Raw genomic sequence first — 25759 nt, forward strand, 5'->3', positions numbered from 1 at the left:
GTTGTTCGGCGCAATTCGATGTTCGAGAAGCTCAATGGCGTACTGTGGCGGTATGGATGTGCTCGACGACTTGCTGGCCGGGACCCGGGCGCGCGGCGGCGTGTTCAACTTGACGATCATGGATCCGCCCTGGGCCCTGGACATCCGCGACGAGGCCGCGCTCTCCCTCGCCACCCTGGTCCGCGGTGCGGCCTGGGTACGACGGGACGGCATCGAGCCGGTGCGGATGGAGCAGGGCGACGTCGCGGTGTTCGTCGGCACGACGCCGTACATCGTGGGTGACGCACTGGAGACCGCGCCGCAGCTCCGCATCCATCCGGGCGGGGTGTGCGAGCCGTTGCCTGGGGCACCTGTCGACTACAGCGCCCGGCTCGGGGTCCGGACGTACGGCGGTCGCGCCGAGGGCGAGGCGATGGTTGTCAGTGGCACCTATCAGTTGGCCGGCGATGTGAGTCAGCGGCTGCTCTCGGCCCTTCCCTCGGTGCTCGTCGTACCGGCCGCCGACGTCGCCGGCTCGGTGATGGACATCGTGCTCGGCGAGATCCAGCGCGACGAACCCGGTCAGCAGAGCGTGCTGGACCGATGGCTGGACCTGGCGCTCATCACCACGCTGCGGGCGTGGTTCGCCCGGCCGGAGTCCCATGCGCCGGGCTGGTATCAAGCGCAAAGCGATCCCGTTGCCGGGCTGGCCTTGCGACTGATCCACGAGAACCCGTCCCATCCGTGGAGCGTCACCGAACTGGCCGCTCGCGTCGGCGTCTCCCGGGCCAGCCTGGCCCGCCGCTTCACCGCCCTGGTCGGCGAGGCCCCGATGACCTACCTGACCGGCTGGCGCATCGCCCTCGCCGCCGACCTCCTCCGAGGTACCCGCGACACCGTGGAAACCATCGCCCGCCGCGTCGGCTACGCCAACGCCTTCGCCCTCAGCGTCGCCTTCAAACGAGTCCGAGGCACCACCCCGACAGCCCACCGCCGCGCGGTGACCGCGGCTTAGTGCGTGGTGGAGCGCATGAACGCGAGTGCTTGCGGCCAGGCGAGGTGGTAGGCCTCGGCGTTGACTGCCGTCTCCTGCCGGGTGCGTTCGGTGAACCCGTGCTCGGCGCCGGGGAAGTACTGCGCGAAGGTCGCACCACTCGGCCGGGCCTGTAACGCGGCCTGCAGAGCCTCGAAGTCGGCGTTGGGGACGAGGGTGTCCGCGCTGGGGTAGCTCACCAGCACCGGCGCCGTGATCGCACCGGCCTCCGCGATCGCGTCGTACGTGTGGTGCGAAGACAGCTCCGACGGCACGGTCGGATGGAACGCGACGACGTTCGCCAGCCGTCGATCGCGCGCCGCCAGCAAGAACGCGAACCGTCCGCCGAGGCACCACCCGATCACGCCGACCTTGGTGCAGCCGAGGTCGTCGGTCAGGTGGTCCAGCAACTCGGCCTGCTCGGCCAGCGCGGCGTCGTCGTCCATCTCCTTCAACAGCGCGCCGAGCTCGGCCCGCGTCGAGTTGTCGATGTTCCGCCCCTTGAACGGATCCCACACCAGCGCGGTGATCCCCTCCCCCGCCAACTCGTCCGCCCAGTCCCGGACCTGCGCCCCGATCCCGGTGATCATCGGCAACAACAACATCCCGGCCCGCCCCACCCGAGCCAGATAGGCCTCCTGCTCCCCAACCCGCACACTCACACCCATACGCGAATCCTAGACAGCCGGTCAGGTGTCGAGGCCCACGTACTTGGTGTGCAGGAACTCCTGGATGCCTTCGGGCCCTCCTTCGCGGCCGAAGCCGGAGTGTTTGACACCACCGAAGGGGGCGGCGGCGTTCGAGATGACGCCCCGGTTGAGGCCGACCATGCCGGTGTCCAGTTCCTCGGCGAGACGGAGGGCAGTGGACAGGTCGCGCGTGTAGGCGTAGGCGATCAAGCCGTACTCCGTGTCGTTGGCCAGGCTGATCGCCTCGTCGATGGTGGCGAAGCGGGTGACGGGAGCGACCGGACCGAAGATCTCCTCGCGGAGACAGGCCGCGTCCGGCGCGACGTTAGTGAGGACGGTCGGCCGGTAGAACCAGCCCGGCAGGGCAGCCGGCCGTCCCCCGGTGACGATCTTCGCGCCGCCGTCGACGGCCTCTTGGACGAGTTCGCTGACCTTGTCCCGGGCAGGTTCGTCGATCAGGGGCCCGACCTGGACACCCGGCTCGGTACCGCGACCGACGCGGAGCGCGGCCATCCGGCTCGCCAGCCGGGCGGCGAACTCGTCGGCCACGGACTCGTGCACGAGGAACCGGTTGGCGGCGGTGCAGGCCTCACCCATGTTGCGCATCTTCGCCACCATCGCTCCCTCGACGGCGGCGTCGAGGTCGGCGTCGGCGAGGACCAGGAAGGGGGCATTGCCGCCTAGCTCCATCGAGACCCGTAGCAACTGGGTGGCCGACTGCTCGACGAGGCGGCGGCCGACACCGGTGGATCCGGTAAAGGTGAGCTTGCGCAGCCGCGCGTCCCGGATCAGCGGTTCCATCACCTCGCCGCTGCGGGACGCGGTGACCACATTCAATACGCCGTCCGGGAGTCCGGCCTCCTGCATCAGCGCGGCGAGGGCGAACATGGACAGCGGGGTCTGCGCGGCCGGTTTGACCACCATCGTGCAGCCGGCCGCGACCGCGGGCCCGACCTTGCGGGTGCCCATGGCCAGCGGGAAGTTCCACGGCGTGATCATCAGGCTCGGCCCGACCGGCTGCTTCATGGTCAGCAGTCGGCTGCTCCCATCGGGTGCCACCGACCAGCGACCGGAGATCCGGACCGCCTCCTCGCCGTACCAGCGGAGGAACTCGGCCGCGTACGCGACCTCGGCCCGGGCGTCGGCCAGTGGTTTGCCCATCTCCAGGGTCATCAGCAGGGCGAGGGACTCGGCCCGTGCGGTCATCAACTCGTAGGCCCGCCGCAGGATCTCGCCGCGTTCCCGAGGAGCGGTCCGGGCCCAGTCGATCCGCACGGCGACCGCGGCGTCGAGCGCTGCCCGGGCATCGCCGGCGTCCGCGTCGGCGACCTCGGTGAGTACGGCGCCGGTCGCCGGATCGTGGACCTCGAGCGTGCCGCGTGATCCCGGGACGACGGCTCCGCCGATCCACAGTCCGGTCGGTACGGCGGAGACGACGGTCCGCTCGTCGGTCGTCAGCGCGTTCATCGGGCCACCTCCTGAACACCCACGCTGTCCGCCCACGAGCGGCCGGGGGTCTCGAGTCGTGTCTTGACCGACGTCAGGTAGCGGGCGGCATCTGCGCCGTCCACCAATCGGTGGTCGTAGGTGAGGGACAAGTAGGCCATCGAACGGATCGCGATCAGCTCCTCTCCGGTCTCACTGGCGAGGACGACGGGACGGCGTACGACGGCGCCGAGGCCGAGGATCGCCGATTCGGGCGTGTTGAGGATCGGGGTGTCGAACAGCGCACCGCGGCTGCCGGTGTTGGTGATCGTGAACGATCCCCCGGCGAAGTCGTCGGCCGTCGCCGAACCTTCCCGGGCCCGGGCCGCGAGCCCGGCGATCCGGCGGGCCAGCGCGCCGACGGTGAGATCGCCGGCGTCCCGGATCACCGGGACGACGAGCCCGTCCTCGGTGTCCACCGCGATGCCGAGGCCGACCGACGACGGGTAGCTGACCGTCCCGGCGCCGAGATCCAGCTCGGCGTTGATCACCGGGTGGTCGGCCAGCGCCCGTACTGCGGCCTCGGCAACGAACGCCAGGACGGACAGCGAAACGCCGTACCGGCTGCGGAACTCGTTCTTCACCGCCTCGCGAACGGTGACCACGTGGGTGAGATCGACCTCGATGACCGTGGTGAGCTGCGCGGACTCCTGGAGCGACCGATGCATCCGTTCGGCGATCACCCGGCGCCGCCGCGACAGCCGCTCGACCCTCACCGATGTTGCGGCGGTGGTTGGAGCCGGCGACGGTGGCTGAGCTGATGCCGCTGCGAAGGTGAGTACGTCGGTGGACGTGGCCCGACCGTGGCGACCGGACGGCCGGATCCCGGCGAGGTCGACGCCGTGGTCCCGGGCCAGGCGTCGTACCCGGGGACTGTCCCGGTGCCGCTGCACAGTGGCGCTCACGCCTGCATCGCCTTCTCGATCTCGGTGACGATCCGGTCCACCGACGGGATGACGAGGTCCTCCAACGAGTCCGCCGACGGCAGCGGGACGTGCGGCGTGGTGATCCGGACGACCGGGCCGTCGAGGTCCCAGAACGCCTCGTCACTGACGATCGAGGCGATCTCGGCACCCCAGCCGAGCGCGCGCGGGTTCTCCTCGACGGTGAACAACCGCCCGGTCCGGCCGACCGAGTCCAGGATGGTCCGGGCGTCGAGCGGGATCAGCGACCGTACGTCGATGACCTCGCAGTTGATCCCGCGCTCCGCGAGTCGCTCGGCGGCCTCGAGCGCCCGGGGCACCATCAGGCCGAGCGCGGCGATGGTGGCGTCAGTGCCGGGGCGGCGAATCTTGGCCTCGCCGAGGACGTCCTCGATGATCCCGTCCGGCACCTCGCCCTTGCTGGCGTAGAGGCCCTTGTGCTCGAAGAACAGCACCGGATCGTCGCTGCGCACCGCGGCCGCCATCAGCCCGACGACGTCCTCCGGGCACGACGGGGTGACGACCTTGATCCCCGGCACCGCCATCGCCCAGTTCTCGATCGACTGCGAGTGCTGCGCGCCGAACCGGAGCGCGCCGCCGTTGCCGCTCTTCACCACCAGCGGGATGGTCACCTGCCCGTTGGTCATGTAGCGGGTCTTCGCCATCTGGTTGACCACCAGGTCCCAGCAGACCGCGAAGAAGTCGGAGAACATGATCTCCGCGATCGGCCGCAGCCCGGTCATCGCGGCACCCATCGCCGCACCGAGGATGGCCTGCTCGGAGATCGGGGTGTCGATCACCCGGCGCGGCCCGAACTGGTCGAGCAGCCCGGCGGTCGTCTTGAAGACGCCGCCGGAGCCGGCCACGTCCTCACCGACCAGGACCACGCGCTCGTCGCGTCGCATCTCCTGGGCGATGCCGCGGGCCACCGCCTCGCGATAGGTCAGTTGCGCCACGAGTGTCCTCCGTCTGCCCATACCTCGGTGTACGCCGATGCCGGATCCGGCACCGATCCGTTCTTGGCCGCCTCGGTCGCCGCGTTCACGGCCTCGTCGACCTGGCGCTCGATCTCGTCCAGTTCCGCGGCGGCGAAGCCGAGCCGGTCGAGCCGGCCGCGGTAGAGCTTCAGCGGATCGTGCTCGAGCCACGCCTCGAGCTCCCCGGACGGCTTGTACTTGCCGGGATCGGCCCGCGAGTGGCCGCCGTGCCGGTAGGTGAGTGCCTCGACCAGCGCCGGCCCCCGACCGGACCGGGCCTGCGCGAGCGCGTCCCGGGCGACGAGCAGGCACCCGTCCGCATCGTTGCCGTCGACAACGATCGGCTCCAGGCCGTAGGCACCGGCCCGGTCCGCCGCCGGGCGACGTACGGCGGTGATGTCGGCGATCGCGGTGTACTCCATGTACTGGTTGTTCTCGCAGACGAAGACGACCGGGAGCTTGAAGACCGCCGCGTAGTTGAGGGCCTCGTGGAAGGCGCCGATGTTGGTGGTGCCGTCACCGAAGAAGCAGACCGCGACCTGCCCGCTGTCCCGGTACTGCGCGGACCAGGCGGCTCCGTTCGCGATGGTGAGGTGTGCGCCGATGATCGCGTACGAACCCATCACGCCGTGCTCGACGCTGGTGAGGTGCATCGAGCCGCCCTTGCCGCCGAGCAACCCGTTGGAGCGGCCGAGGAGCTCGGCCAGCACGCCCTCCATCGGGACTCCGCGGGCGAGGGTGTGCGCATGGCCGCGGTACGTCGCGAACGTGTAGTCGTCCGCGCGCATCGCCGTACCGAATCCGGTCGCCACGGCCTCCATGCCGAGGGACAGGTGCGTGGTGCCCTTGACGAGGTTCTGCATGAACAGGTCGTAGGCCCGCTTCTCGAACCGGCGCATCTCCTGCAACCGCCGGTACATCAGCAGCCGGGTGTCCCGGTCGACGTCGGCGTCGTCGTACCTGGTCTGGCTTCCCGACGGGAGCACGATGTCGTGCTCGCCGTACGCATGGCGTTCGAGTGGCAGCGTCATACCAGTTCTCCGTTGAAGACGGGCGTGTTGAGGTGCGACTGCGACTCACGCCGGGTCGGCAGCGGCCCGCCGGTCGTGTAGTAGCGCTGCCCGGCGACGAGCAGTTCCTCGGCGGGGAACTTGGTGATCACCTCGCAGCCGTCGGCGGTGACGACGAGCTCCTCCTCGATCCGGGCCGCGGACCAGCCGTCCTTCGCCGGCCAGTAGGTCTCGAGGGCGAAGACCATCCCCTCCTCGAGGACCTCGGGGTGGTCGAGTGAGACCAGCCGGCTGAAGATCGGCTTCTCCCAGATCGACAGTCCGACACCGTGGCCGTACTGGAGGGCGAAGGCGGCCTCCTCGTCGGCGAAGCCGAACTCCTGCGCGGTGGGCCAGATGGAGACGATGTCGGCGGTGGTCGAACCGGGTTTCACCAGGGCGATGGACTGATCCATGTACTCCCGGCAGATCTTGTATGCGTCGTTCTGGGCCGCGGAGGCGCTGCCGACCGCGAAGGTGCGGTAGTAGCAGGTCCGGTAGCCGAGGTAACTGTGCAGGATGTCGAAGAACGCCGGGTCGCCCGGCCGGATGATCCGGTCGGAATACACGTGCGGATGCGGTGCGCACCGCTCGCCACTGATCGCGTTCACACCCTCGACGAACTCCGAACCCATGTCGTAGAGCGCCTTGCTGACCAGCCCGACCGTCTCGTTCTCCCGGACCCCGGGCCGGAGGAACTCGTAGAGCCGGTCGTAGGCGGCGTCGACCATCGAGGCCGCCTGGGTGAGCAGCCCGATCTCGTCCGGCGTCTTGATCCGCCGCGCCTCGAGGAAGACCTGCTGGCCGTCGACGACCTGGATGCCGGTCTGCTGGAGGGCGGCGAGGATCGGCAACTCGATGACGTCGACGCCGAGCGGTTCACCGAGCAGACCGTGCTGCTCCAGCTCGGCCTTGATCTTGCGCGCCACCTCCTCGGCGATCCCCGCTCCCGGGTGGAAGGCACCGCGCAGGGTGGAGATCCCGGCCCGCGCACCACCCTCCGGTCGGGTCGCGCCATGGTGCGGACCGTGGACCGCGTCAGCCGATTCGGGTCCGGCGTGGTCGAGCCACGGGTTGTAGAGCTGGTGGTGCCGGGCCGCCGATCCGAAGTCCCAGATGATCGGCTCGGCACCGCGCACCAGGAGTGCGAACCGGATCAGCTTGTCGTTCGCCCAGGTGCCGATATGGGTGGCGGTCATGTAGCGGATGTTGGGGAAGTCGAACGCCAGGATCGCGCCGAGCGAGGAGCGGTCCAGCTCGGCCCGGAGCTTGGCCAGCCGCTCGGTGCGCAGCCGGTCGAGATCCAGCCGCTGCTCCCAGTCGACCGCGTTCGTCCCATAGGTGTGGATACCCACGTCAGTTCCTTTCTGTTCGGCCGGGCGGATCGGCCGTTGCCGCGAACCAGGCCGTCATCGCGGCCATGTCCCGGTCGCCGAGTCCGTCGTCCAGCGCATGCCGGTGCAGTTCCAGGGCCCGCCGTACGACGGACTCGCGCAGGCCGGCGTCATCGGCGGCGCGGGCTGCGAGTCCGAGGTCCTTGGTGGCGGTGCGGAGGTCGAAGGCGACCGCCGTACCGTCGGGGTCGGTGAAGGCGGCCCTCTTGTAGTCGAGGAAGCGGTTCCAGAGGACGCCCACCGAGAGGACGTCGAAGAGCGCGGGAGTCGAGACACCGGCGGCGCGAGCGGTGACCAGGCACTCGGCCAGGGCGGTGCTGAAGGTGTGCAGCAGTGCGTTGATCGACACCTTGGCGGCAGCGCCGGCGCCGGTCGGCCCGACCTGGACGACCGTGCCGAGGGCATCGAGCACCGGGCGGACCCGGTCGATCGCGGCGGCATCCCCGCCGGCCATCAGTCCGAGCTTGCCTTCGCGGGCAACGAGGGTGCTGCCGCTCACGGGGCAGTCGATGAAGCTCACGCCTGCCGCAGCACACCGGTCCGCGGCCGCTCGAGCCGCGTGTGCCCCGGTCGTCGAGCAGTCCACGACGACCATGCCCTCCCGGGCTCCGGCGAGTACGCCGTCGTCACCGGCCAGAGTCCGGAGTACGGCCTCGCCGTCGGTGAGCATGGTGATCACGACGTCGGCATTCTTGGCTGCCAGCGCGGGAGTGTCGGCTACCTCGGCACCGGTCTGTTCGGCGGTCGCCAGGGCACGTGCCGCGGTCCGGTTCCAGACGGTCACCACGAACCCTTGCCGGGTGAGAGCGGTGACCATCTCGGTGCCCATCCGGCCGGCGCCGCAGAATCCGACCCGGAGCGTCATGACAGCTCCCGAGGGTTCACAAGGAACTTGCCCCGCGCCGTACCGCCGGCCAACGGCATGAAGGCGTCCTCGACGACCCGGTCGAGCGGTACGACGCGTTCGACGAGCAGCGACGCCAGGTCGCGCTCGGCCAGCAGTGCGAGCGCGGCCGGCAGGTTCTGGTCGCAGACATGGGCCACGGTGGTCATGACGTCGATCTCGCGGAGGATGAGGTCGTTCGCGGTGAACGACACCTCGCCCTTGGGCAGGCCGACCAGGAGGACGGTGCCGCCGCGCCGGGTGAGCCGCTGGACGCGCGACAATCCGTCGGGTACGCCGCTGGCCTCGACGGTGACATCGGCCAACGCGGAACCGGTCAGTTCGCGCACGACCTCCAACGGGTCCGTCGAGGACGCGTCGACCGTCACGTCGGCGCCGAGCTTGGCCGCCGTCTCGAGCCGGCCGTCATCGATGTCCACGGCAATGATCACTCCGGCACCGGCGGCCTTGAGACCGGCGATGACGAACGATCCGATCGCGCCGGCGCCGTGCACGACCACCACGTCGCCGGGGCGGACCCGGCTGCGATCGACTGCGTGCAGTCCGACCGCCACGGGCTGGGCGAGTGCGGCGTTGTCGTCGGCGACGTGCGGCGCGATCGGGTGCAGCATCGCCTCGGGCACGGTGATCTGCTGGGTGAGCCCGCCGTCGGCGGACAGGCCGTAGGTCCAGTAGGACTCGCACAGGTTGGTCTGGCCGCGCCGGCACCAGGAGCAGTTCTCGCACCAGACGCCGGCTCCGGCCGCGACCCGGTCACCGACGGCGAAGGATTCACCTCCGCTGTCCACCACGCCGATGAACTCGTGCCCGAGCACCACCGGCCCGAGCACTCCGGAGTTGGGGTGCCGCGTCTTCAGCGGAGTCATCATCGGCCCGGCCGTGTATTCGCTGACATCGGTGCCGCACAGTCCGGCCCGGGTGACGCGCAGCCGCACCTCGCCCCGACCGGGAGCCGGCGGTTCGGGACGTTCCTCGATGCGGATGTCCCCGGCGGCATGCAGGACCACGGCTTTCACGCGGCACCGCCGTTCTCGATGTGCACCTTGACGTTCTCACTGGTACGACGGGCCGCGGCGTACGCCTCCGGAGCCTGGGCCAGCGGATACCTGCTGGTGATCATCGGAGTGAGGTCGAGACCCGTCCGGGCCAGGAAGCGCAGGGTCTCCGGCCAGACACCGGGCGACCCGATGGTGCCCCGGATCTGCAACTGCTTGGACTGGATCAGCCCCAGCTTCGCGGTCGCGCTGCGACCGACATCGATGCCGATGTTGACCAGCCGGCCGTTGAACCCGGCAACCTCCAAGGTCGCCGCCATCGCGGCCGGCTGACCGGACGCCTCCATGACCACATCGGCGCCCCGGCCTCCGGTCAGCTCCAGCGCCTGGTCGAGGAAGCGGTCCGACGTCGGGTCGAGCACCTCCTCGGCGCCGAGCTGACGAGCCAGGTCGCCACGGGTCTTGTCCGGCTCGGCCGCGACGACCCGGGCGCCCATCGTGGCGGCGACCGCCATGCAGCTCAGCCCGATCGGGCCCGCACCGAAGACCACGACGGTGTCGCTCGCGTTGACGTTGCCGGCTCGCATCGCCGCGAAGTACGCGCAACTGAACGGCTCCACCAGCGCGGCCTGGCTGTCGGTCAGCTCGTCGGGGACCTTGTGCAGCCACTCCGGGCGGGCGACGAAGTACTCGGCGGCGGCCCCGGAGATCGAGAAGCCGAAGTGCTCCAGGCCGATCACACACTCGCCCAGCACCCGGTCGCCGGGCGCGAACCCGGTCACTTCCCGGCCGACCTCGGCGACCTGGCCGGACCACTCGTGGCCGGGGATGATCGGGTACCCGAACGGGATGATGTAGCGCCCCTCGAGCAGCTCGAAGTCGGAGTGGCAGATCCCCACCGACCGCAGCGCGACCAGGACCTCGTCGGCGCCGATGCGCGGTACGGCGACATCGGTTAACGCCAGCGTGTCGACGCCCTGGAACTGGACCGCCTTCATCCCTGCTTCACCCCCGCCCGAATGATCCGTTCGGCCCGCAGCCGATCGAAGAGCTCGAGGAAGGACCGGCCGCTGTCCTGGGACCGGCTGAATCCGGCGTCCCGGCTCTTGGTCATCGCGGCATGGGTCTCGACGGTCCGGCCGAGATCGCTGTCGGTGTGCCACCAGGACACGAGGCGCTCGATGTCAGGTTCAGCCAGTCGATCCCGATCGGCGATCCGCCGCCAGATCGTGGCAGCCGCGCTCATCCGGTCCTCGAGTGGACTCGGGTGTCCGGGGTACGGCGCCGGCTCGACACCGAGACCGTCGGCCACCACTTCCCACATCTGCCGCCAGTGGAAGGTGTCGCCATTGGTGACGTTGAACGCCTCGTTGGCCGCCGCCGGTGTGGTGGCAGCCCAGGCGAGGTGCTCGGCGAGCAGCCGGGCGTCGGTGATGTCCGTGGTCCCGTCGTACTGTTCGGGTGAACCCGGGAACACGAACGGGATGCCGGTCTCGCGGGCGAGCGTGCCGTAGACGGCCAGGGTCACGCCCATGTTCATCGCGTTGCCGAGGGTGTACCCGATGACCGTGTGCGGCCGGTGCACGGTCCAGCTGAATCCGAACCGCTCGGCGGCCGCCCAGAGGATGTCCTCCTGGGTGTAGTAGAAGTTCTCGTGCGCGAGCCGCGGCTGGCTCTCGTGGAACGGCGGCTTGGCGGGGTTCTGGGCGTACGCCTCGAACGGGCCGAGGTAGTGCTTGAGCCCGGTCACCAGGCAGACGTGCTCGAGCGTGTCGGTGCGGCCGGTGGTCTCGAGGACGTTGCGCAGCATCGCCCCGTTGACCTCGATGTTGCGCGCCTCGGTCTCCTGCCGCGACCACGTGCAGTAGAAGACGTGGGTGGCCCGGACCTCGCGGGCGACCGCGGCGATCGACTCCGGGTCGGAGATGTCGGCGCTGACAGCGCGCACGCCGTCGGTGTCCAGGCCCTGCTTGCGGGACACCCCGGTCACCTCCCAGCCGGACCGGGCCAGGTGCTCGGCGGCGTTCCGGCCGGTGAGGCCGGTGGCACCGACGACCAGCGCTCGGCGTTCAGTCATCCGTGATGCTCCTTCAGTGCTTGCCGCCGACGCTCTGGAACAGCTCGAGCGTCACGCCGTTGGGATCCTTGAAGTAGACGAACCAGCAGCCCTCGAGCGGGCCGTCCTCGATGTGCAGCGGCGGCGCCAGGAACTCGGCGCCCTTGGCCCGCAGGTCCTCGTACGACCGGTGGATGTCGGGTACGTCGATACACACGTGCGCGCTGCCGACATCGGCGTTCGAGCGGTCGAACGTCTCCTCGCGCTCGTTGTCGTAGTGCAGCAACTCCACCACGCAACTGCCGAACCGGAGAAAGGCGAATCGCAGCTTCGCACCCGGCACGCCGACGCCGCGGGACAGCTCGGGCCCGCTGCCTTCAGCAATGAATTCCGGCGTGAGCCCGAACATCTGCTCGTACCAGGCCAGCGACTCCTCCATGTCGCGCACGGTGATGCCGACATGGTGCATGTCTCCGAACATCAGATGTCTCCTTCTCCTCGGGTCAGGATCCGACCAGGACCTTGAGCTGGTCGCCCTGCGGATCGATCAGGGCGTCGAAGCCCCTGGTCACGACGTCGTCGAGCGGGATCTGCGCCGAGATCGCCTTGCCGACCGGATAGGTGCCATTGGCAACCATGCGGATGATCCGCGGCCAGTCGGTCAGCTGCCAGCACCAGCTGCCGTACAGGGTGAGGTCCTTGGCCGACAACGCCATCGCGTCGAGAGTGGCGAGCTGCGTGTGCAACCCGGTCTGGACGATCGCGGCCCGCTTGCGGGTCTGTGTCACACAGGACGCGAGCCCGGGAGTGCTGCCGGAGCACTCGACCGCGAGATCGACGCCGTCGCCGTTCGTGAGCTGACCGACGAGTTCGTCGAGCTCACCGGTGGTCGGATCGACGACCGGTCCGATGCCGAACGTGGCCGCCAGGGCGGAGCGGTTCTTGTTCGGCTCCGAGATGATCACGGTCGACGCGCCGACCGCGGCGGCGTACATGGCGGTGAGAATTCCGATCGGCCCGGCGCCGGTCACGAGGACCACGTCTCCGCCGGTCACACCGGCCCGCTCCACGCCGTACGCGGCCACCGCTGCCGGCTCGATGACGGCTCCCTCGAGATCCGACACCTCGTCGGGAAGCTTGGCGACCTGGTACTCCTTCACCACGGCGTACTCGGCGAAGCCGCCGGTCTCGGCGCTGAGGCCGGTGCAGGCGAACTGCACACACAGGTGGCCCTGACCGCGGCGGCAGTAGCGGCACCGCCCGCACACGATGGCCGGCATGATCGAGACCCGGTCTCCGACGCCGACCGCGCGGACGTCGGCGCCGATCGCGGCCACCCGGGCGGAGAACTCGTGCCCGAGAGTCTGCGGCAGGGTCACGCCGGTGAGTGGATGCGGAGTCGTCGGGGTGACGATCGGCCCCACGGCGTACTCGTGCAGATCCGTCCCGCAGATGCCGCAGTACAAGACCTCGACCAGTACGTCGTCGGCGTCCCGCAGCCGGGGCTCGGCGACCTCCTCCACCCGGATGTCCTGTTTCCCGTAGTAGCGCGCTGCTCGCACGGCGTGTCCTTTCGTTGTCGACGAGGAGGGTCCAATCCCTTTGGCCCCGTGCGGTCAGTGTGCGACGCCCTCGGCCTTGCGGCCGCTACCTCGCACCTGGCTGTAGACAAGGGCCGCGATCACGATCAGGGCACCCTGGAAGAGGTACTGCCAGGTCTGGGTGAGGCCGAGGAAGGTGGTCGCGTTGAGGAGCTGCACGATCAGACCGGCGCCCAGCAGGGTGCCGACGAAGGTGCCGCGGCCACCCAGCAGGCTGGTTCCGCCGAGGACCACGGCGGTGATGCTGGTCAGCGTGTAGCCGACGCCCTGGGCGGGATCGCCGATCCCGAGCTGGGCCAGCAGGACGAGGGCGCCCAGGAAGGTGAACAGGGACACGACGACGTAGCCGGTGACGACCGTCCGGGTGGTCCGTACGCCGAGCCGCCGGGCGGACTCCTCGTCGGAGCCGACCGCCCGGAGGTTCAGGCCCCAACGGCCGGTGCGGAGCACGAACTCCATCACGAACGCGACCAGGATCAGGACGACGAAGGCGACCGGAACCGGACCGATCGTGATGGTGATGAGGTCGGTCGCCGTACGGCTGATCAGCCCGCCGGGCTTGTCCCGCAGCAGGAAGCTGAAGCCCTGCAGGGCGATGTACGTCGCCAGTGTCGCCGCGACCGGGGTGAACCTCCCGAATCTGATCAGCGAACCGTTGACCGCTCCGGCGAGTGCGGCCAGTGCGGCCATCAGGGCCAGTCCGAGGATCACCGCCGTACCGGAATGTCCCTCGGTCAGGAAGAAGGAACCGACCACGACGAGGAAACCCGCGAGCGGGCCGACGGATAGGTCGATGCCGGCGGTCATCAGGGCGACCGTCTGGCCGAGGGCGATGAAACCGAGCGCACTGACCAGCAGCATCACCGAGGTGACGTTGAAGGGCAGCAGGTAGCGCTCGTTGCGGGAGTAGATGTAGGCGCCGAGGCAGAGCATCACGGCGGCCAGAATGAGGACCGGGGCATAGTCGCCCTCGAGCCTGCGGCGCCAGGCCGGACTGAGGCTGAACCGAGCGGCCTGCTTCTCCTCGGTGCGGGTGTGCGTGGTCGACTCGACCGCCGCCCGGACCATCCGCTCCTCGGTCACCTCGGCACCGGCCAGCGACGCCACCACCTGACCACGCGACACCACAATGACCCGGTCGCAGAGTCCCTCCAGCTCCTTGGCGTCCGACGAGCTGACGATGACCGGAACCCCGCTGGCGGAGACCTCGCGCAGGATGCGGTAGATCTCGGCGCGGGCGCCGACGTCGACACCCTGGGTGGGCTCGTCGGCGAGCAGGATCGCCGGCTTGGCGAGCAGGGACCGGGCCAGCACGACCTTCTGCTGGTTGCCACCGGACAGGCTGGTGACCGGCGACTCGAGACTCGCCGTCTTCACCGCGAGCCCGGCCACCTCGGCACCGACCAGCTCTACCTCGCGCCGGCGGCTGACGAACCGGGACGGACCGAGCCGCTCGAGCGCGCTGAGCGCCGCGTTCTCCCGCACCGACAGCGACATCATCAGTCCTTCGTGATGCCGGTCGGCCGGCAGGTACGCCGACGAGCGCAGCAGCTGGCGATGCGTACGCCGGACGCCGTCGATGGCCACGGAACCGGTGTGTCCGTCGAGGCCGGCGAGGGCACGGAGGAGCTCGCTCTGACCGTTTCCGACGACCCCGGCGACACCGATGATCTCGCCTCGCCGTGCGGTGAAGGAGACGTTGGAGAACCGCTCCCCTGACAACGCTTCGACGGCCAGCACCGGCTGCTCGTCGTCGGCACCCGGATGCTTGGCGGGGAAGGTGTACTCCAGCTGCCGGCCGACGATCATCGCCAGCAATTCGTCGTCGGTGACCTCGGCGACCACCGCGGTCCCTCGATGGTGCCCGTCCCGCAGCACGGTGACCCGGTCCGCGAGCTCGCGCACCTCGGCGAGCCGATGCGTGATGTAGACGACGGCCGTTCCCTGGGCGGCGGCGGAGCGAACCAGGTCGAACAGCAGCCCGACGGACTCCTTGCCCAGCGGGGCGGTCGGTTCGTCGAGGATGAGCAACCGGGGCTTCATCGCCATCGCCTTGGCCAGCTCGAGCAGGTGTTTCTGAGCGATGCTGAGGTGGCCGACCCGGTCCTCCAGGTGCGCGGTGCACCCGACACGTTGCAGCAAGGCCCGCATCGCCGCCCGCCGGTCGGTTCCGCCGTCGAGAAAGCGCCCGGGGACCGCGACCGCGATGTTCTCCGCGACGGTGAGGTCGGGGAGGACGGCGGGATGCTGGTGCACGATGGCGATTCCCAGCTCGGTCGCCCGTCCGGGACTGACCTCGTCGACGGTCTCGCCGAGGACCGCGATGCTGCCCCGGTCGGGGGAGGTGGTGCCGGAGGCCACTCCCATCAGAGTGGACTTGCCGGCACCGTTCTCGCCGAGCAGCGCGTGGACCTCGCCGGGCCGGACCTCGAGGGACACGTCGGTCAGCGCGGCGACCGCGGCGTACGACTTCGAGATGTCGTGCAGTGCCAGCGTGGGCGTCGCGGTTGCCGTGTCCCCGGCGCCCACTGCCTGGGCAGGTTTCGTCTCCTGCGTCTGGTTGATCACCACAGCGTCCTTCGGGTCAGGTGTTCGGTCGGGTCTCACTTGAGGAGCTTCGCCTGCTCCTCGCCGGTCATCTCCGCGGACAGATAGACGTCGTCGGGCAGGTTGGGCTTGCACTGCACCGGCTTGTCCGTGGAGGTGGAGTCCTCGAAGACCACCGACGGGAAGGTCGAGGAGGAGGGGACCTCACCGCCGGTGGCCCGCGCGACCGCGTGCTGGACGGCCAGCCGCGAGTGGTCGTTCTGGGTCGAGACCGTGAAGAGCTTGAAGTCGGGGTTCTTCGCCTTGTGGTCCTGCCAGAAGCAGGACAGGACGTTGCCGTCGGAGGCGGCGATGGCAGGGATCGAGCGGCCACTCTGCTCGAACACCGGCATCGCGCCCACCAGGGACGGGCCGAAGTCGGAGACGATGACGTCGATGTCCGCGTTCTGCGAGATCGCGGCGGTGAGCACCTTCTGCGTCTCGGCGGGATCCCAGTTGGTCACCTCGAACGGCTGCTCACCGATGAACTTGTACTTGCCGCCGGCATCGAGCACCGCGTGCAGACCCTCGGCTTCCTTGCGGCCCTGGCTGTTGCCGGGCGGGCCGCTGAGGAAGAGCACGTTGCCACCGTCCGGCAGGATCTTCTTGATCCACTCGCCCCAGTTCTTGCCGGCGTCGGCGAAGTCGGTGTCGACGAACACGTCGTAGTCCTCGCCGGACTTACCGCCCGGGTCGACCCGGTAGGGCACCGTCACGACGCCGGCCTTGTAGGCGCTGCGGATCGCCGGCAACACCGCCTCACCCGCGTCGGGGAAGACGACCAGCGCGTTCACGCCCTTGGCGACCATCCCCTGGATGTCGGCGATGGCCTTCTGCGTGTCGCCCTGGCCGTCGGCGTACTCGAAGCTGGTGATGCTGGGGCACTTGGCGGCCTCCGCCTTGGCGGCCGCCGTGGTGACGAGTCGCCAGCTGTTGCCGCCGAAGCCGTCGGTCATCCCGAGGACGGCCTCCTTGTCCCCACACCAGGAGGGGACGTCGCCGGCGGCGGCTGCGTTGTTGGAGGTTTCTGCGGCGGAGCCGGAGCCGCCGCAGCCCGCGAGAGCGAGACCGACGGCACCGGCACCGAGCAACGCGACGAGGCGCGCGCGGCGAGCGGATCGGATCATGACGAGGTTCCCTTCCTGGAACTTGCCGTGCTGAGGGGCAGCTGAGGGGCGGACGTGAACCGGCGACGTACGGCGGCCCAGTCGACGCTGTACAGGGCGACACCCACGGTGAGGGCGGCCGCCTCGACCAGAGTTCGGGTGGCGAACGAGACACCGAGCGCGAGCACGAACTGCTCGAGCTGGGAGAGGAAGACCGCGGCGACGGCGGTGGAGACCAGGAAGCCCCGGCCACCGAGGAGCGACGTACCGCCGAGCACCACCGCGGCGACCGACGGCAGCAGATACGAGTCGCCCTGGAACGCGGTGGGCTGGGCGATGATCCCGGCCAGCAGCACGCCGGCGAGCCAATAGAGGATCTGCGCCCACACGTAGGCGCCGGCCCGGTACCACGTGACCGGCAGCCCGGTCGCGGCCGCGGCGATCGGGTTGGCTCCGATCGCCTCGAAGCGACGACCTCCGACAGTGGTCTTCATGACCACCGCCGCGACGGCGACCACGACGAGCGCGAAGTAGACGGAGTTCGGGATCCCGAAGGTGACGCCGCCGGCGACCGAACGCAACAGCGCCGTGGTGCGGCGGGGCGAACCGCCCGAGATGCTGAGCACCGCGGCGTACGCCAGCGCGTTGACGCCGAGGGTCGCGACGATGGGATTGAGCCGGCGCCAGCCGACCAGCACCCCGTTGAGGATGCCGAACCCGATGGCGACGACCAGTCCGAAGAGCAGCGCGCCGAGCAGTTTGTCATCGTCACCGGCCGGCCGGTGGGTGGTGATGACCACCGCCAGCGAAACCGCACCGGGAACCGACAGATCGATCCCGCCCTGCTGCACCACCAGTGTCTGCCCGATACCGACGATGGCCAAGACCGCCGCGAACGGCAGCATGCCGAGCAGCGCGCTGTGGTCCACACTCGTGGGCGCCAGTACGGCGCTGGCCACGACCAGCAGGACGAGCGCCGCGCTGACGGTCAGCAGTCCCCGGGAGACGCGCATGCTTCCCACCTCACAGTCGACCGGCGAATGTTTGGCAGGACTGTACATATCCACTCTGGTGTTCACAAGATCTCGTCATCGCTTCGCCGAAATCCTTCAGGTCGGCGACTGTGAGTGAACTTATGCAGGATCTTGACTTCATTACCTGCCCGGCTGTTCAGTAGGACTGATCACTCACCTGCTCGAAGGCGAACACCACATGCTGCTCAGCAACGGACTCGGTCACCTCACCTACTCGACGCTCGTCCATCCCGGCGACACCTGGGCCGAGATGCGCGACAGCGTCGTACGGCACGTTCCGGCGGTGAAGCGGAAGGTGTCCCCGGACGCGCCGATGGGACTGTCCCTGCGACTGTCCGGCGCTTCCGTGGCGACGCTGCTGGCCGACCCGGCCGAGCGGGCCGACTTCCTCGGCCTTCTTCGCGAGCAGGATCTCTACGTCTATACGGTGAACGCGTTCCCGCACGGGCCCTTCAAGGGCCGGTCGGTGATGGAGCAGGTGTACGAGCCGGACTGGGCGACCGAGGATCGCACCCGCTACACGATGGGCGTCGCTGACGTACTGGTCGACATCACCGAGGCCGACGTCGAGCCGTCCATCCAGACCGCTCCGCTGGCGTTCCGCCCGAACGTCGACGGACCCGCGTTCGTCGATCGCTTCACCACGAACCTGCTCCGCACCGTCGCCCATCTGGTCGACGTGGAACGCCGTACCGGTCGCCGGGTGAAGCTGGCCCTCGAGCCGGAGCCGTTCTGCTTCCTGGAGACGACCGAGGAAACGGTGCGCTACTTCGAGGAGCGGATCTTCTCCCGGGCCGGCACCGAGGAGTTCGCGAAGCTGGCCTCGGTCCCGATGTCGACCGCGGTCGGACTGGTCCGGCGGCATCTCGGCGTGGTGTTCGACATCGGGCACCAGTCGGTCGAGTTCGAGGACATTCCGGCCGCGCTGGAGGCATTGGTCGCGGCCGGCATCCCGATCTTCAAACTGCAGCAGGCCGCGGCGTTGTGGGTGCCCGAGGTCACCGCCGACGCGGTGCAGGCGCTGAAGCAGTTCACCGACACGATCTACCTGAGCCAGACCACCGAGCGCCGCGACGGGCAGCTCACCCGCTACCTCAACCTCGGCGATGCGATCGAGGCGTGGCACGCGGCCCCGGGTGGCCGGCGGGAGTGGCGGACCCACTTCCACGTTCCGGTGTTCCTGGACGAGATCGGTGGGTTCCGGACCACCCGGTCGTCGATCGAGGCCGCCCTGGACCTGCACCGGCGCACGCCGCTCTCGGACCACCTGGAGATCGAGACCTACACCTGGGACGTGCTCCCGGAGCACCTCAAGACCGGGGACATCGACGAGTACGTCAGCCGCGAACTCGACTGGGTCCGGGACACCCTCGGCGTCCGCGGCGCCGTCGGTACGCACTGATCAGGCCAACAGGGAGGGAGCATCGCATGTCCGGACGAGTGGCCGGCAAGAACATCATCATCACCGGTGCCGGTAGCGGCATGGGCCGGGTCTTCGCCCTGGGCCTGGCCCAGGAGGGCGCCACGGTCGGAGTCCTCGACCGGCGCCAGGAGGCAGCCGAGGCGGTCTGCGACGAACTATCGGCGGCCGGGCTGACGGGTGTCCCGCTCACTGCCGACGTCAGCAGCCGCGACCAGGTGGGCGCGGCGTTCGACGCGTTCGTCGAGCAGACCGGGCGGTTGGACGTGCTCTTCAACAACGCCGGTTTCAACGAGCCCATGCACCTGCTCGATGTGACCGAGAAGAACTGGCACGCCATCATGGACGTCAACGCGCTCGGTACGCTGATCGGCATCCAGGAAGGGGCCCGCAGGATGGTGCCCCTCGGGCAGGGCAAAATCGTCAACACGTCCTCCATCGCGGGTCGGCAGGGATTCCCTTCCTTCGCCCCGTACTGCGCGAGCAAGTTCGCGGTGAACGCGTTGACCCAGGCGGCGGCGCGGGCACTGGCGGAGCACAACATCACCTGCAACGCCTTCGCCCCCGGCGTGGTGGACACCCCGCTGTGGACGAAGCTGGACGAGGATCTGATGAACATCGGCGACGCGGACCGCCCCGGTCAGGCGATGGCCGACTTCGCCGCGGACATCCTGCGCGGCCGGGTCGCCACCGGCGAGGACATCCTCGGCACCGCGTTGTACCTGGCCTCGGCCGACTCCGACTACCTGACCGGCCAGGTGATCATGATCGACGGAGGAATGGTGCTGGTGTGAGTACTTCCGAGAACGCTTCCGCCACCAGCACCCAAGGAGTCGCTGTGACCTCACCTGTCTCACCGCAGAACGCGGGCGACGCGACGGCGGTCAACCTCGGGCTCCAGCTCCGGACCGCCCGGCAGAAGTCGGGGATGACCCTGCGCGAACTGGCGCGGCAGCTCGGCGTCTCCCCGTCGTTCCTTTCCCAGATCGAGAACGGCAAGTCGCAGCCGTCGGTAGCGACGCTGTACTCGATGGCGCAGACCCTCGATGTCTCCATCGACCACCTCTTCGAAGGCGAAGAGCCGGCTGGGACCGAGGACTCGGCCGAACCGCAGCCGGACGCCGAGGTCCCGGCGGCACCGCACCGAGCGGCCGGAGACGCATCAGGCCCGGTACGGCGCTCGGACCTGGGGTCGCTGGAGCGGGTCTGGGACGACAGCGGCAGCACGGGCCGGCTGTCGGTCACCTCACCGGGCAACCGGACCCGTCTGGTGATGGACACCGGTGTGGTCTGGGAGCAGCTGGCGACGAACACGGCACATCAGCTGGACTTCATCGAGATCGTCTATCCGCCGGGATCCAGCTCGACCAACGACGAACGCATGCTGCGTCACGACGGTTTCGAGTACGGCTATCTGCTCGAGGGTGAGCTGGAGGTGACCTTCGGCTTCGAGACGTTCACGCTGCATGCCGGCGAGGCGCTGGGGCTGAACTCCAGCGTCCCCCATCTGTTCCGCAATCTCGGCACCGTCCCGGCCCGCGGCATCTGGTTCGTCCACCACGATCACTGACGCTTCACCGGTGCGCGGCCAGCATCCGCAGTACGGCGGCGTTGACCAGGATCAGGATGATCGCGGCGAAGAGGAGCAGGGCGACCTCAGCCGGTAGGAAAGCGATGCCGACACCGATGGCGAGCACCGGGACGGCCAGTCCGGCATACGCGATCAGGAAGAGCGCGGCGAGCACCTCGCCACGGGAACCGGAGTCGGCCAGCGACGCGGCGGTGGCGACGGCAGCCCGGAAGACGATCCCCACGCCGGCACCCGCGACGACGCCACCGGCGACGAAGAGCCACAGGCTCGGGATCAGACCGCCGACCGCAACGCCGACCAAGCCGAACGACATCAGGACGAGACCGAGCCGGAGCTGGTGCGGGCGCGTCATCCGGACGAAGACCACCTGACTCGTCGCACCGGCGAGGAACACCACGAACGTCACCACGCCCGCGAGCAGCCGCGACGTGTGGTGCAGCGTGCCGGCCAAGAACGTCGGCGCCAGTGACGTGAAGAGCCCGAAGATCGCGAAGGCCGCGAAGGCTCCGATCGCGGTGGCGAAGAACAACGGCTTTGCCGCCGACGGCAGCGCGACGCGCTGTGGTCGATAGGCCGGCCGCTCCTCCAGCCGTTCCACCGTCTCCGGCACCAGCGCGATCCCCACCGCGCTGAGCAGCAGCAACACCAGGAAGATCTCGTATGGGCGCTCGAGCGGTGACGACACGTACTGCGCGAGCAGACCGCCGACCAGCGGACCGAACGCGAGGCCGCCGAGGTTCACCATGCTCGAGATCAGCGCCGAGCGACTCGGGTCCTCGTCCGGCCGGGCGACCTGGCGCAGCTCGGACAGGTGCGCCGTCGCCGTAGCGGTCAGGACCCCGACACCGACACCACAGATGAACCGGGCGACGAGGAGGCCCGGGACGTCCTGCCAGACCAGGAAGATGACGGCCGACAACACCTCGGCGAGTACAGCGAGCAGCGCGACCCGGCGACGGCCGAGCCAGTCGCTGACGTGGCCGGCGAGATACAAGCTGGCCATCACGCCGACCGCGTAGCTGGCGAAGATGACGGTGATGACGTACGTCGGGAAGCCGTCGCGGTGCTGGTAGATCGCATAGAGCGGCGTCGGGACGGTGGAGAACGCCATCGTGGTCAGGAACGCCGCGGCGATCACCCAGAACCCCGGGCCGTGCGCGAACCGCACCCGCCTCGATTCGAGCGTGTGCAGACCGGTCAGAGTGGACATGCCTCTAGAGTCGCTCGCCGGATCTATCGAGTCCAACGAAAGTTCTTGCATGCTCTTATCGGAGTCGCCGATAATTGAGCCTGTGGACAGCCGTCAGCTCGAGTATTTCGTCGCGGTCGCGGAGGAACTGAGCTTCACCCGCGCGGCCCAGCGACTGTTCACCGTGCAGTCCACCGTGTCGGCCGCCGTACGGGCGTTGGAGACCGATCTGAAGACGACGCTGTTCGACCGTTCGACCCGGCGGGTGTCGTTGTCCACGGCCGGGCAGGCCTTGTTGCCTGAGGCAAAGGCTGCGCTGGAGGCACTGGACCGGGCCCGGGCCGCGGTCGAGGAGGTGTCGACCGGCCTGCGCGGCAACATCCGGATCGGGACCATGACCCGGATCGGGTTGGTCGATCTCGCCGGGCTGCTCGGCGCGTTCTACCGGACGCACCCCCTGGTCGAGGTACAGGTGACCACGTCACCGAGCGGCTCGAGCGGTCTCGCGGACGACGTCCGGCACGGACGGCTCGACCTCGCTCTGGTCGGCCTGGCCAAGTCGGACCTGGTCGGACTGGAGACCCGGGAGATCGGCGCCGTGCCGTTCGTCGTCCTGCTGCCCTCGTCGCATCCGCTGGCCGGCCGCTCCGAGATCAGGATCGAGGAGTTGGCCGACGAACGGTTCGTGGACATGCTGCGCGGGTTCGGCAACCGACGGACGGTGGATCGGGTGTTCGACAACGCCGGCATCCAGCGCCGGGTCCAGGTGGAGGTCCCCGACGTGACCGCGGTCCCGGACTACGTGCGCGCCGGGCTCGGCGTCGCCGTCGTACCGGATCTCGAGGCAGCGGAGCTGCCGGGGGTGGCCCGGCTGCCGATCGCCGGGACGGACCTGAGTTGGACGTTGTCCGCGATCACGATGGGCGGCAGGCGACCGAGCAGAGCGGTGACCGCTCTGCTCGATCTGATGGCCGACTCGATCCGGCCGGGTGGGCCGTACTTCTAGGTCGTGTCTGATGGTCCCGCGCAGTAGGCGGGGGACCATCAGACACGGCCTAGGCGACCCAGATGGACTCCCAGTCCTTCTGCTCGTTGTAGCGGCGGAGCGAGGCGACGCCACTGAGCCAGCCGAGCCACGCCCCGTACGGCGGGGTGCCGTCGAACCCGCTCATCACGAACGTGAGCCGGGTCTTCCCGCCGGACTCGGCCAGCTCCCAGGTGCTGATTCCGGCCGGACCCCAGTCGATGGACATCTTCTGTCCCTCGACCAGGTCGATGATCTCCATCCCGGGCCCGGCCTCGAACCCACCCATCGCGAACCGGCCGCCGACCCGCGCGTCGATGTCCACCGGGTACCCGAACCACGCGGTCGCCTTCGCGGACTCGGTGAGCGACGCGTAGACCTGAGCCGCCGGCGCGTCGATCAGCGCCTCGCCGGACAGCTCCGTCGAGGTGAAGTCCGGCCGGGTGGTGAGCTCCCGGCCTTCCAGGTGGTCGACCAGGTTGGCGAGCGCGAGCGACCAGAACGTCTGCAGTACGCCGCGAATGTTCGAATTGGTGACCGCCTCCGCCCACTTGAAGTGGCTCTGCGACAGCTTGATGACGGTGGAGTCGGCGCTCTCCTCGATCAGCGTGATCTCGGTGGTGGTCTCCTCGCCGCCGAGCAACCAGGCCAGCTTCAGCGTCTGGTCGTCGTACTGGAGGACGCGCTGGTGCGGTGCGTCGCCCTCGGGGATGTAGCGGCCCCAGAACTCGAAGGTCCCGGGCAGGTCGACGGTCGAGTGCTCGCCGAGCCAGAGGTTGAGGGTCTTGGGGTCGGTCAGAGCCTGGCGGACGTCGTCGACACCGGCCCGGGCGCGAGCTTGCAGGATCATCGGTTCAGTCATGGTCTTGGTCTCCCTTGGGATAGCAGGCCACGGCCAGCTTGAAGGCGTCGCCCTCGGAGCCGCCGTAGCGCTCGAAGAGGTCTTGCAGCGTGCTCTGCAGGTCTTGGAAGAACTCCCGCCGCCGCTCCGGTGGGACCCGGATCTCACCGGACACCCCGATGGACGGCAGCTCCGGAGCTGCCCGGTCCAGCGCGGCGATATCTGTCTGGACCTCTTCCATCAGGTCCAGCAGGTAGCCGAGGCTCAGCTCGTCCTGAGTCCGGCGCAGGCCGCCGATCCGGCCGACGAGCCGCGGCGACAGCCAGTACGAGCGGGCCGTCGCCTGGTAGATGCCCTCGTGGACGCCGCGCACCTTGCGCTCCTCCACCAGGGTCACCAGACCGGCCTCGACGAGGCGCTTGACGTGGTAGTAGACGCGCTGCGGGGTCTGCCCGAGCTGCTCGGCCACCTCACCACAGGTGTGCGGCTCGGCCAGCCGGCGCAGCACCTCGATGCGCTGCGGCTTGAACAGTGCCTCGGCCTGCTCGAGCTGCTCCAGGTGCATCACGTCTCTCATCACACAAAAAAGTTTGTACGTAAAAAATCTGTTTGTCAATGAATGCATTCGTGGGGAATGAAAATCACGGCCCGGTCGTTGGAACAAGTGCTTTGGTGATGCATCACCAAGCCAGACACCCAAGACCTGGGCGCCTTTGCTACGGATCGTCCGGCACGTTCCTGCCGGCGAAGGAAGGAAGCGCGACATGGCAACTGTCTCGTTCAAGGGATCGACCCGGGTCTACCCGGGCACCGACGCACCCGCCGTGGACAAGCTCGATCTGGACATCCAGGACGGCGAGTTCATGGTGCTGGTGGGACCGTCGGGCTCCGGCAAGTCGACCGCACTGCGGATGCTCGCCGGCCTGGAAGAGGTGAACGAGGGCTCCATCTACATCGGCGATCGCGACGTGACCAACAGCCCGCCGAAGGAGCGCGACATCGCGATGGTGTTCCAGAACTACGCGCTCTACCCACATATGACGGTCGCGGACAACATGGGCTTCGCGCTCAAGATGCAGGGCATCCACAAGGACGAGCGGGCCAAGCGCGTCCTCGAGGCCGCCAAGCTGCTCGGCCTCGAGGAGTACCTGGACCGCAAGCCGAAGGCTCTGTCCGGTGGTCAGCGCCAGCGCGTCGCGATGGGTCGCGCGATCGTCCGGAACCCGCAGGTGTTCCTGATGGACGAGCCGTTGTCGAACCTCGACGCCAAGTTGCGCGTCCAGACCCGCACCCAGATCGCCGAACTCCAGCACCGGCTCGGCGTGACCACGGTGTACGTCACCCACGACCAGGTCGAGGCGATGACGATGGGCGACCGGGTCGCCGTACTGCGCGACGGCCTGTTGCAGCAGGTGGACACTCCGCTGAACCTGTACGACCGGCCGAAGAACAAGTTCGTGGCCGGCTTCATCGGTTCGCCGGCGATGAACCTGATCGAGGCCGAGATCACCGATGGCGGCGCGAAGATCGGCGACTACGTGGTCCCGATCGAGCGCAAACTGCTGGCCAAGGCCGGTGACGACAAGACGCTGACGCTGGGCATCCGGCCGGAGGCGTTCGAGCTCGCCGACGAGGGGCTGCCGGTGAAGGTCGCTGTGATCGAGGAGCTCGGCTCGGACGCGTTCCTGTACGGCACCGCCGAGCACACCACGAACCAGCAGATCATCGCCCGCATCGGCACCCGCCTGCACAACGAGAAGGGCGCGATCGTCCATCTCGCCCCGAACCCGGACAAGCTGCACCTCTTCTCCACCTCGACCGAGGAGCGCCTGACCGCCTGATCGGTACTTCGAAGCAGCCTCCCGCAGTCCGCGGGAGGCTGC

24 protein-coding genes are annotated in these 25759 nt (G+C 69.0%); 6 read left to right on the plus strand and 18 right to left on the minus strand.

The window, feature by feature from the left end:
• Window positions 1-52: 52 nt before the first annotated feature.
• Window positions 53-994, plus strand: coding sequence for a cupin domain-containing protein (locus ACGFIF_RS34830; RefSeq protein ID WP_393160356.1), 942 nt, complete (start codon window positions 53-55; stop codon window positions 992-994).
• Here the strand turns inward: ACGFIF_RS34830 and ACGFIF_RS34835 are convergent.
• The 15 genes from ACGFIF_RS34835 to ACGFIF_RS34905 are packed head-to-tail and all read right to left on the minus strand — an operon-like array spanning window position 991 to window position 17790.
• Window positions 991-1680 (minus strand): dienelactone hydrolase family protein, encoded by a 690-nt coding sequence (locus tag ACGFIF_RS34835; RefSeq protein WP_393160357.1) that lies wholly within the window; start codon window positions 1678-1680, stop codon window positions 991-993. The genes ACGFIF_RS34830 and ACGFIF_RS34835 overlap by 4 nt on opposite strands.
• Window positions 1681-1701: 21 nt before the next feature.
• On the minus strand, window positions 1702-3168 hold the full coding sequence (locus tag ACGFIF_RS34840) for an NAD-dependent succinate-semialdehyde dehydrogenase (RefSeq protein ID WP_393160358.1): 1467 nt from the start codon (window positions 3166-3168) through the stop codon (window positions 1702-1704).
• Entirely contained in the window at window positions 3165-4091 is a 927-nt protein-coding gene (locus ACGFIF_RS34845) for a 2-oxo acid dehydrogenase subunit E2 (RefSeq protein ID WP_393160359.1), read from the minus strand. Before ACGFIF_RS34845 ends, ACGFIF_RS34840 begins: the two co-directional genes overlap by 4 nt.
• The gene (locus ACGFIF_RS34850) at window positions 4088-5065 is read right to left on the minus strand and encodes an alpha-ketoacid dehydrogenase subunit beta (protein WP_393160360.1); all 978 of its coding nucleotides are present in this window, start codon (window positions 5063-5065) and stop codon (window positions 4088-4090) included. The genes ACGFIF_RS34845 and ACGFIF_RS34850 overlap by 4 nt, the downstream gene beginning before the upstream one ends.
• The gene (locus tag ACGFIF_RS34855; RefSeq protein WP_393160361.1) at window positions 5053-6117 is read right to left on the minus strand and encodes a thiamine pyrophosphate-dependent dehydrogenase E1 component subunit alpha; all 1065 of its coding nucleotides are present in this window, start codon (window positions 6115-6117) and stop codon (window positions 5053-5055) included. The genes ACGFIF_RS34850 and ACGFIF_RS34855 overlap by 13 nt, the downstream gene beginning before the upstream one ends.
• Window positions 6114-7490 carry a M24 family metallopeptidase gene (locus tag ACGFIF_RS34860; protein ID WP_393160362.1) on the minus strand — a complete coding sequence of 459 codons (1377 nt, stop codon included), beginning with the start codon at window positions 7488-7490 and terminating at the stop codon, window positions 6114-6116. The genes ACGFIF_RS34855 and ACGFIF_RS34860 overlap by 4 nt, the downstream gene beginning before the upstream one ends.
• 1 nt (window position 7491) lies before the next feature.
• Window positions 7492-8394 carry an NAD(P)-dependent oxidoreductase gene (locus ACGFIF_RS34865; protein WP_393160363.1) on the minus strand — a complete coding sequence of 301 codons (903 nt, stop codon included), beginning with the start codon at window positions 8392-8394 and terminating at the stop codon, window positions 7492-7494.
• A complete protein-coding gene (locus ACGFIF_RS34870) occupies window positions 8391-9449 on the minus strand; it encodes a zinc-binding dehydrogenase (protein ID WP_393160364.1) in 1059 nt (352 codons plus the stop codon). Before ACGFIF_RS34870 ends, ACGFIF_RS34865 begins: the two co-directional genes overlap by 4 nt.
• On the minus strand, window positions 9446-10426 hold the full coding sequence (locus ACGFIF_RS34875) for a zinc-binding dehydrogenase (protein ID WP_393160365.1): 981 nt from the start codon (window positions 10424-10426) through the stop codon (window positions 9446-9448). Before ACGFIF_RS34875 ends, ACGFIF_RS34870 begins: the two co-directional genes overlap by 4 nt.
• A complete protein-coding gene (locus ACGFIF_RS34880; RefSeq protein ID WP_393160366.1) occupies window positions 10423-11505 on the minus strand; it encodes an SDR family oxidoreductase in 1083 nt (360 codons plus the stop codon). The genes ACGFIF_RS34875 and ACGFIF_RS34880 overlap by 4 nt, the downstream gene beginning before the upstream one ends.
• Before the next feature lie 13 nt (window positions 11506-11518).
• The gene (locus ACGFIF_RS34885; protein ID WP_393160367.1) at window positions 11519-11965 is read right to left on the minus strand and encodes a VOC family protein; all 447 of its coding nucleotides are present in this window, start codon (window positions 11963-11965) and stop codon (window positions 11519-11521) included.
• A 22-nt stretch (window positions 11966-11987) separates the two neighbouring features.
• Window positions 11988-13046, minus strand: coding sequence for a 2,3-butanediol dehydrogenase (locus ACGFIF_RS34890; protein WP_393160368.1), 1059 nt, complete (start codon window positions 13044-13046; stop codon window positions 11988-11990).
• Between the two features lie 54 nt (window positions 13047-13100).
• A complete protein-coding gene (locus ACGFIF_RS34895; protein ID WP_393160369.1) occupies window positions 13101-15692 on the minus strand; it encodes an ATP-binding cassette domain-containing protein in 2592 nt (863 codons plus the stop codon).
• A complete protein-coding gene (locus tag ACGFIF_RS34900; protein ID WP_393160370.1) occupies window positions 15689-16798 on the minus strand; it encodes a substrate-binding domain-containing protein in 1110 nt (369 codons plus the stop codon). Before ACGFIF_RS34900 ends, ACGFIF_RS34895 begins: the two co-directional genes overlap by 4 nt.
• Entirely contained in the window at window positions 16795-17790 is a 996-nt protein-coding gene (locus ACGFIF_RS34905) for an ABC transporter permease (RefSeq protein ID WP_393160371.1), read from the minus strand. The genes ACGFIF_RS34900 and ACGFIF_RS34905 overlap by 4 nt, the downstream gene beginning before the upstream one ends.
• 199 nt (window positions 17791-17989) lie before the next feature.
• Between ACGFIF_RS34905 and eboE the strand changes: the two genes are divergently transcribed.
• The 3 genes from eboE to ACGFIF_RS34920 are packed head-to-tail and all read left to right on the plus strand — an operon-like array spanning window position 17990 to window position 20801.
• Window positions 17990-19213 (plus strand): metabolite traffic protein EboE, encoded by a 1224-nt coding sequence (gene eboE, locus ACGFIF_RS34910; RefSeq protein ID WP_393160372.1) that lies wholly within the window; start codon window positions 17990-17992, stop codon window positions 19211-19213.
• 26 nt (window positions 19214-19239) lie between these two features.
• Window positions 19240-20025 carry an SDR family NAD(P)-dependent oxidoreductase gene (locus ACGFIF_RS34915; RefSeq protein ID WP_393160373.1) on the plus strand — a complete coding sequence of 262 codons (786 nt, stop codon included), beginning with the start codon at window positions 19240-19242 and terminating at the stop codon, window positions 20023-20025.
• 44 nt (window positions 20026-20069) lie between these two features.
• Complete coding sequence (locus ACGFIF_RS34920) at window positions 20070-20801, plus strand: helix-turn-helix domain-containing protein (protein WP_393160374.1); 732 nt, start codon at window positions 20070-20072, stop codon at window positions 20799-20801.
• 4 nt (window positions 20802-20805) lie between these two features.
• Here the strand turns inward: ACGFIF_RS34920 and ACGFIF_RS34925 are convergent, their stop codons facing one another.
• Entirely contained in the window at window positions 20806-22032 is a 1227-nt protein-coding gene (locus ACGFIF_RS34925; RefSeq protein ID WP_393160375.1) for an MFS transporter, read from the minus strand.
• An 82-nt stretch (window positions 22033-22114) separates the two neighbouring features.
• Here ACGFIF_RS34925 and ACGFIF_RS34930 point away from each other — a divergent pair, with 82 nt between their 5' ends.
• Entirely contained in the window at window positions 22115-23017 is a 903-nt protein-coding gene (locus ACGFIF_RS34930; protein ID WP_393160376.1) for a LysR family transcriptional regulator, read from the plus strand.
• Window positions 23018-23066: 49 nt separating this feature from the next.
• Here ACGFIF_RS34930 and ACGFIF_RS34935 read toward each other — a convergent pair whose 3' ends face one another.
• Together ACGFIF_RS34935 and ACGFIF_RS34940 are read right to left on the minus strand one after the other, a co-directional pair.
• Window positions 23067-23897 (minus strand): SRPBCC family protein, encoded by an 831-nt coding sequence (locus ACGFIF_RS34935; RefSeq protein WP_393160377.1) that lies wholly within the window; start codon window positions 23895-23897, stop codon window positions 23067-23069.
• The gene (locus ACGFIF_RS34940) at window positions 23890-24453 is read right to left on the minus strand and encodes a helix-turn-helix domain-containing protein (RefSeq protein ID WP_393160748.1); all 564 of its coding nucleotides are present in this window, start codon (window positions 24451-24453) and stop codon (window positions 23890-23892) included. Before ACGFIF_RS34940 ends, ACGFIF_RS34935 begins: the two co-directional genes overlap by 8 nt.
• Before the next feature lie 187 nt (window positions 24454-24640).
• Between ACGFIF_RS34940 and ACGFIF_RS34945 the strand changes: the two genes are divergently transcribed.
• Complete coding sequence (locus ACGFIF_RS34945) at window positions 24641-25717, plus strand: ABC transporter ATP-binding protein (RefSeq protein ID WP_393160378.1); 1077 nt, start codon at window positions 24641-24643, stop codon at window positions 25715-25717.
• Window positions 25718-25759: the final 42 nt, after the last annotated feature.

The organism is Kribbella sp. NPDC049174, assembly GCF_043197365.1.
Classification (GTDB): Bacteria; Actinomycetota; Actinomycetes; order Propionibacteriales; family Kribbellaceae; genus Kribbella.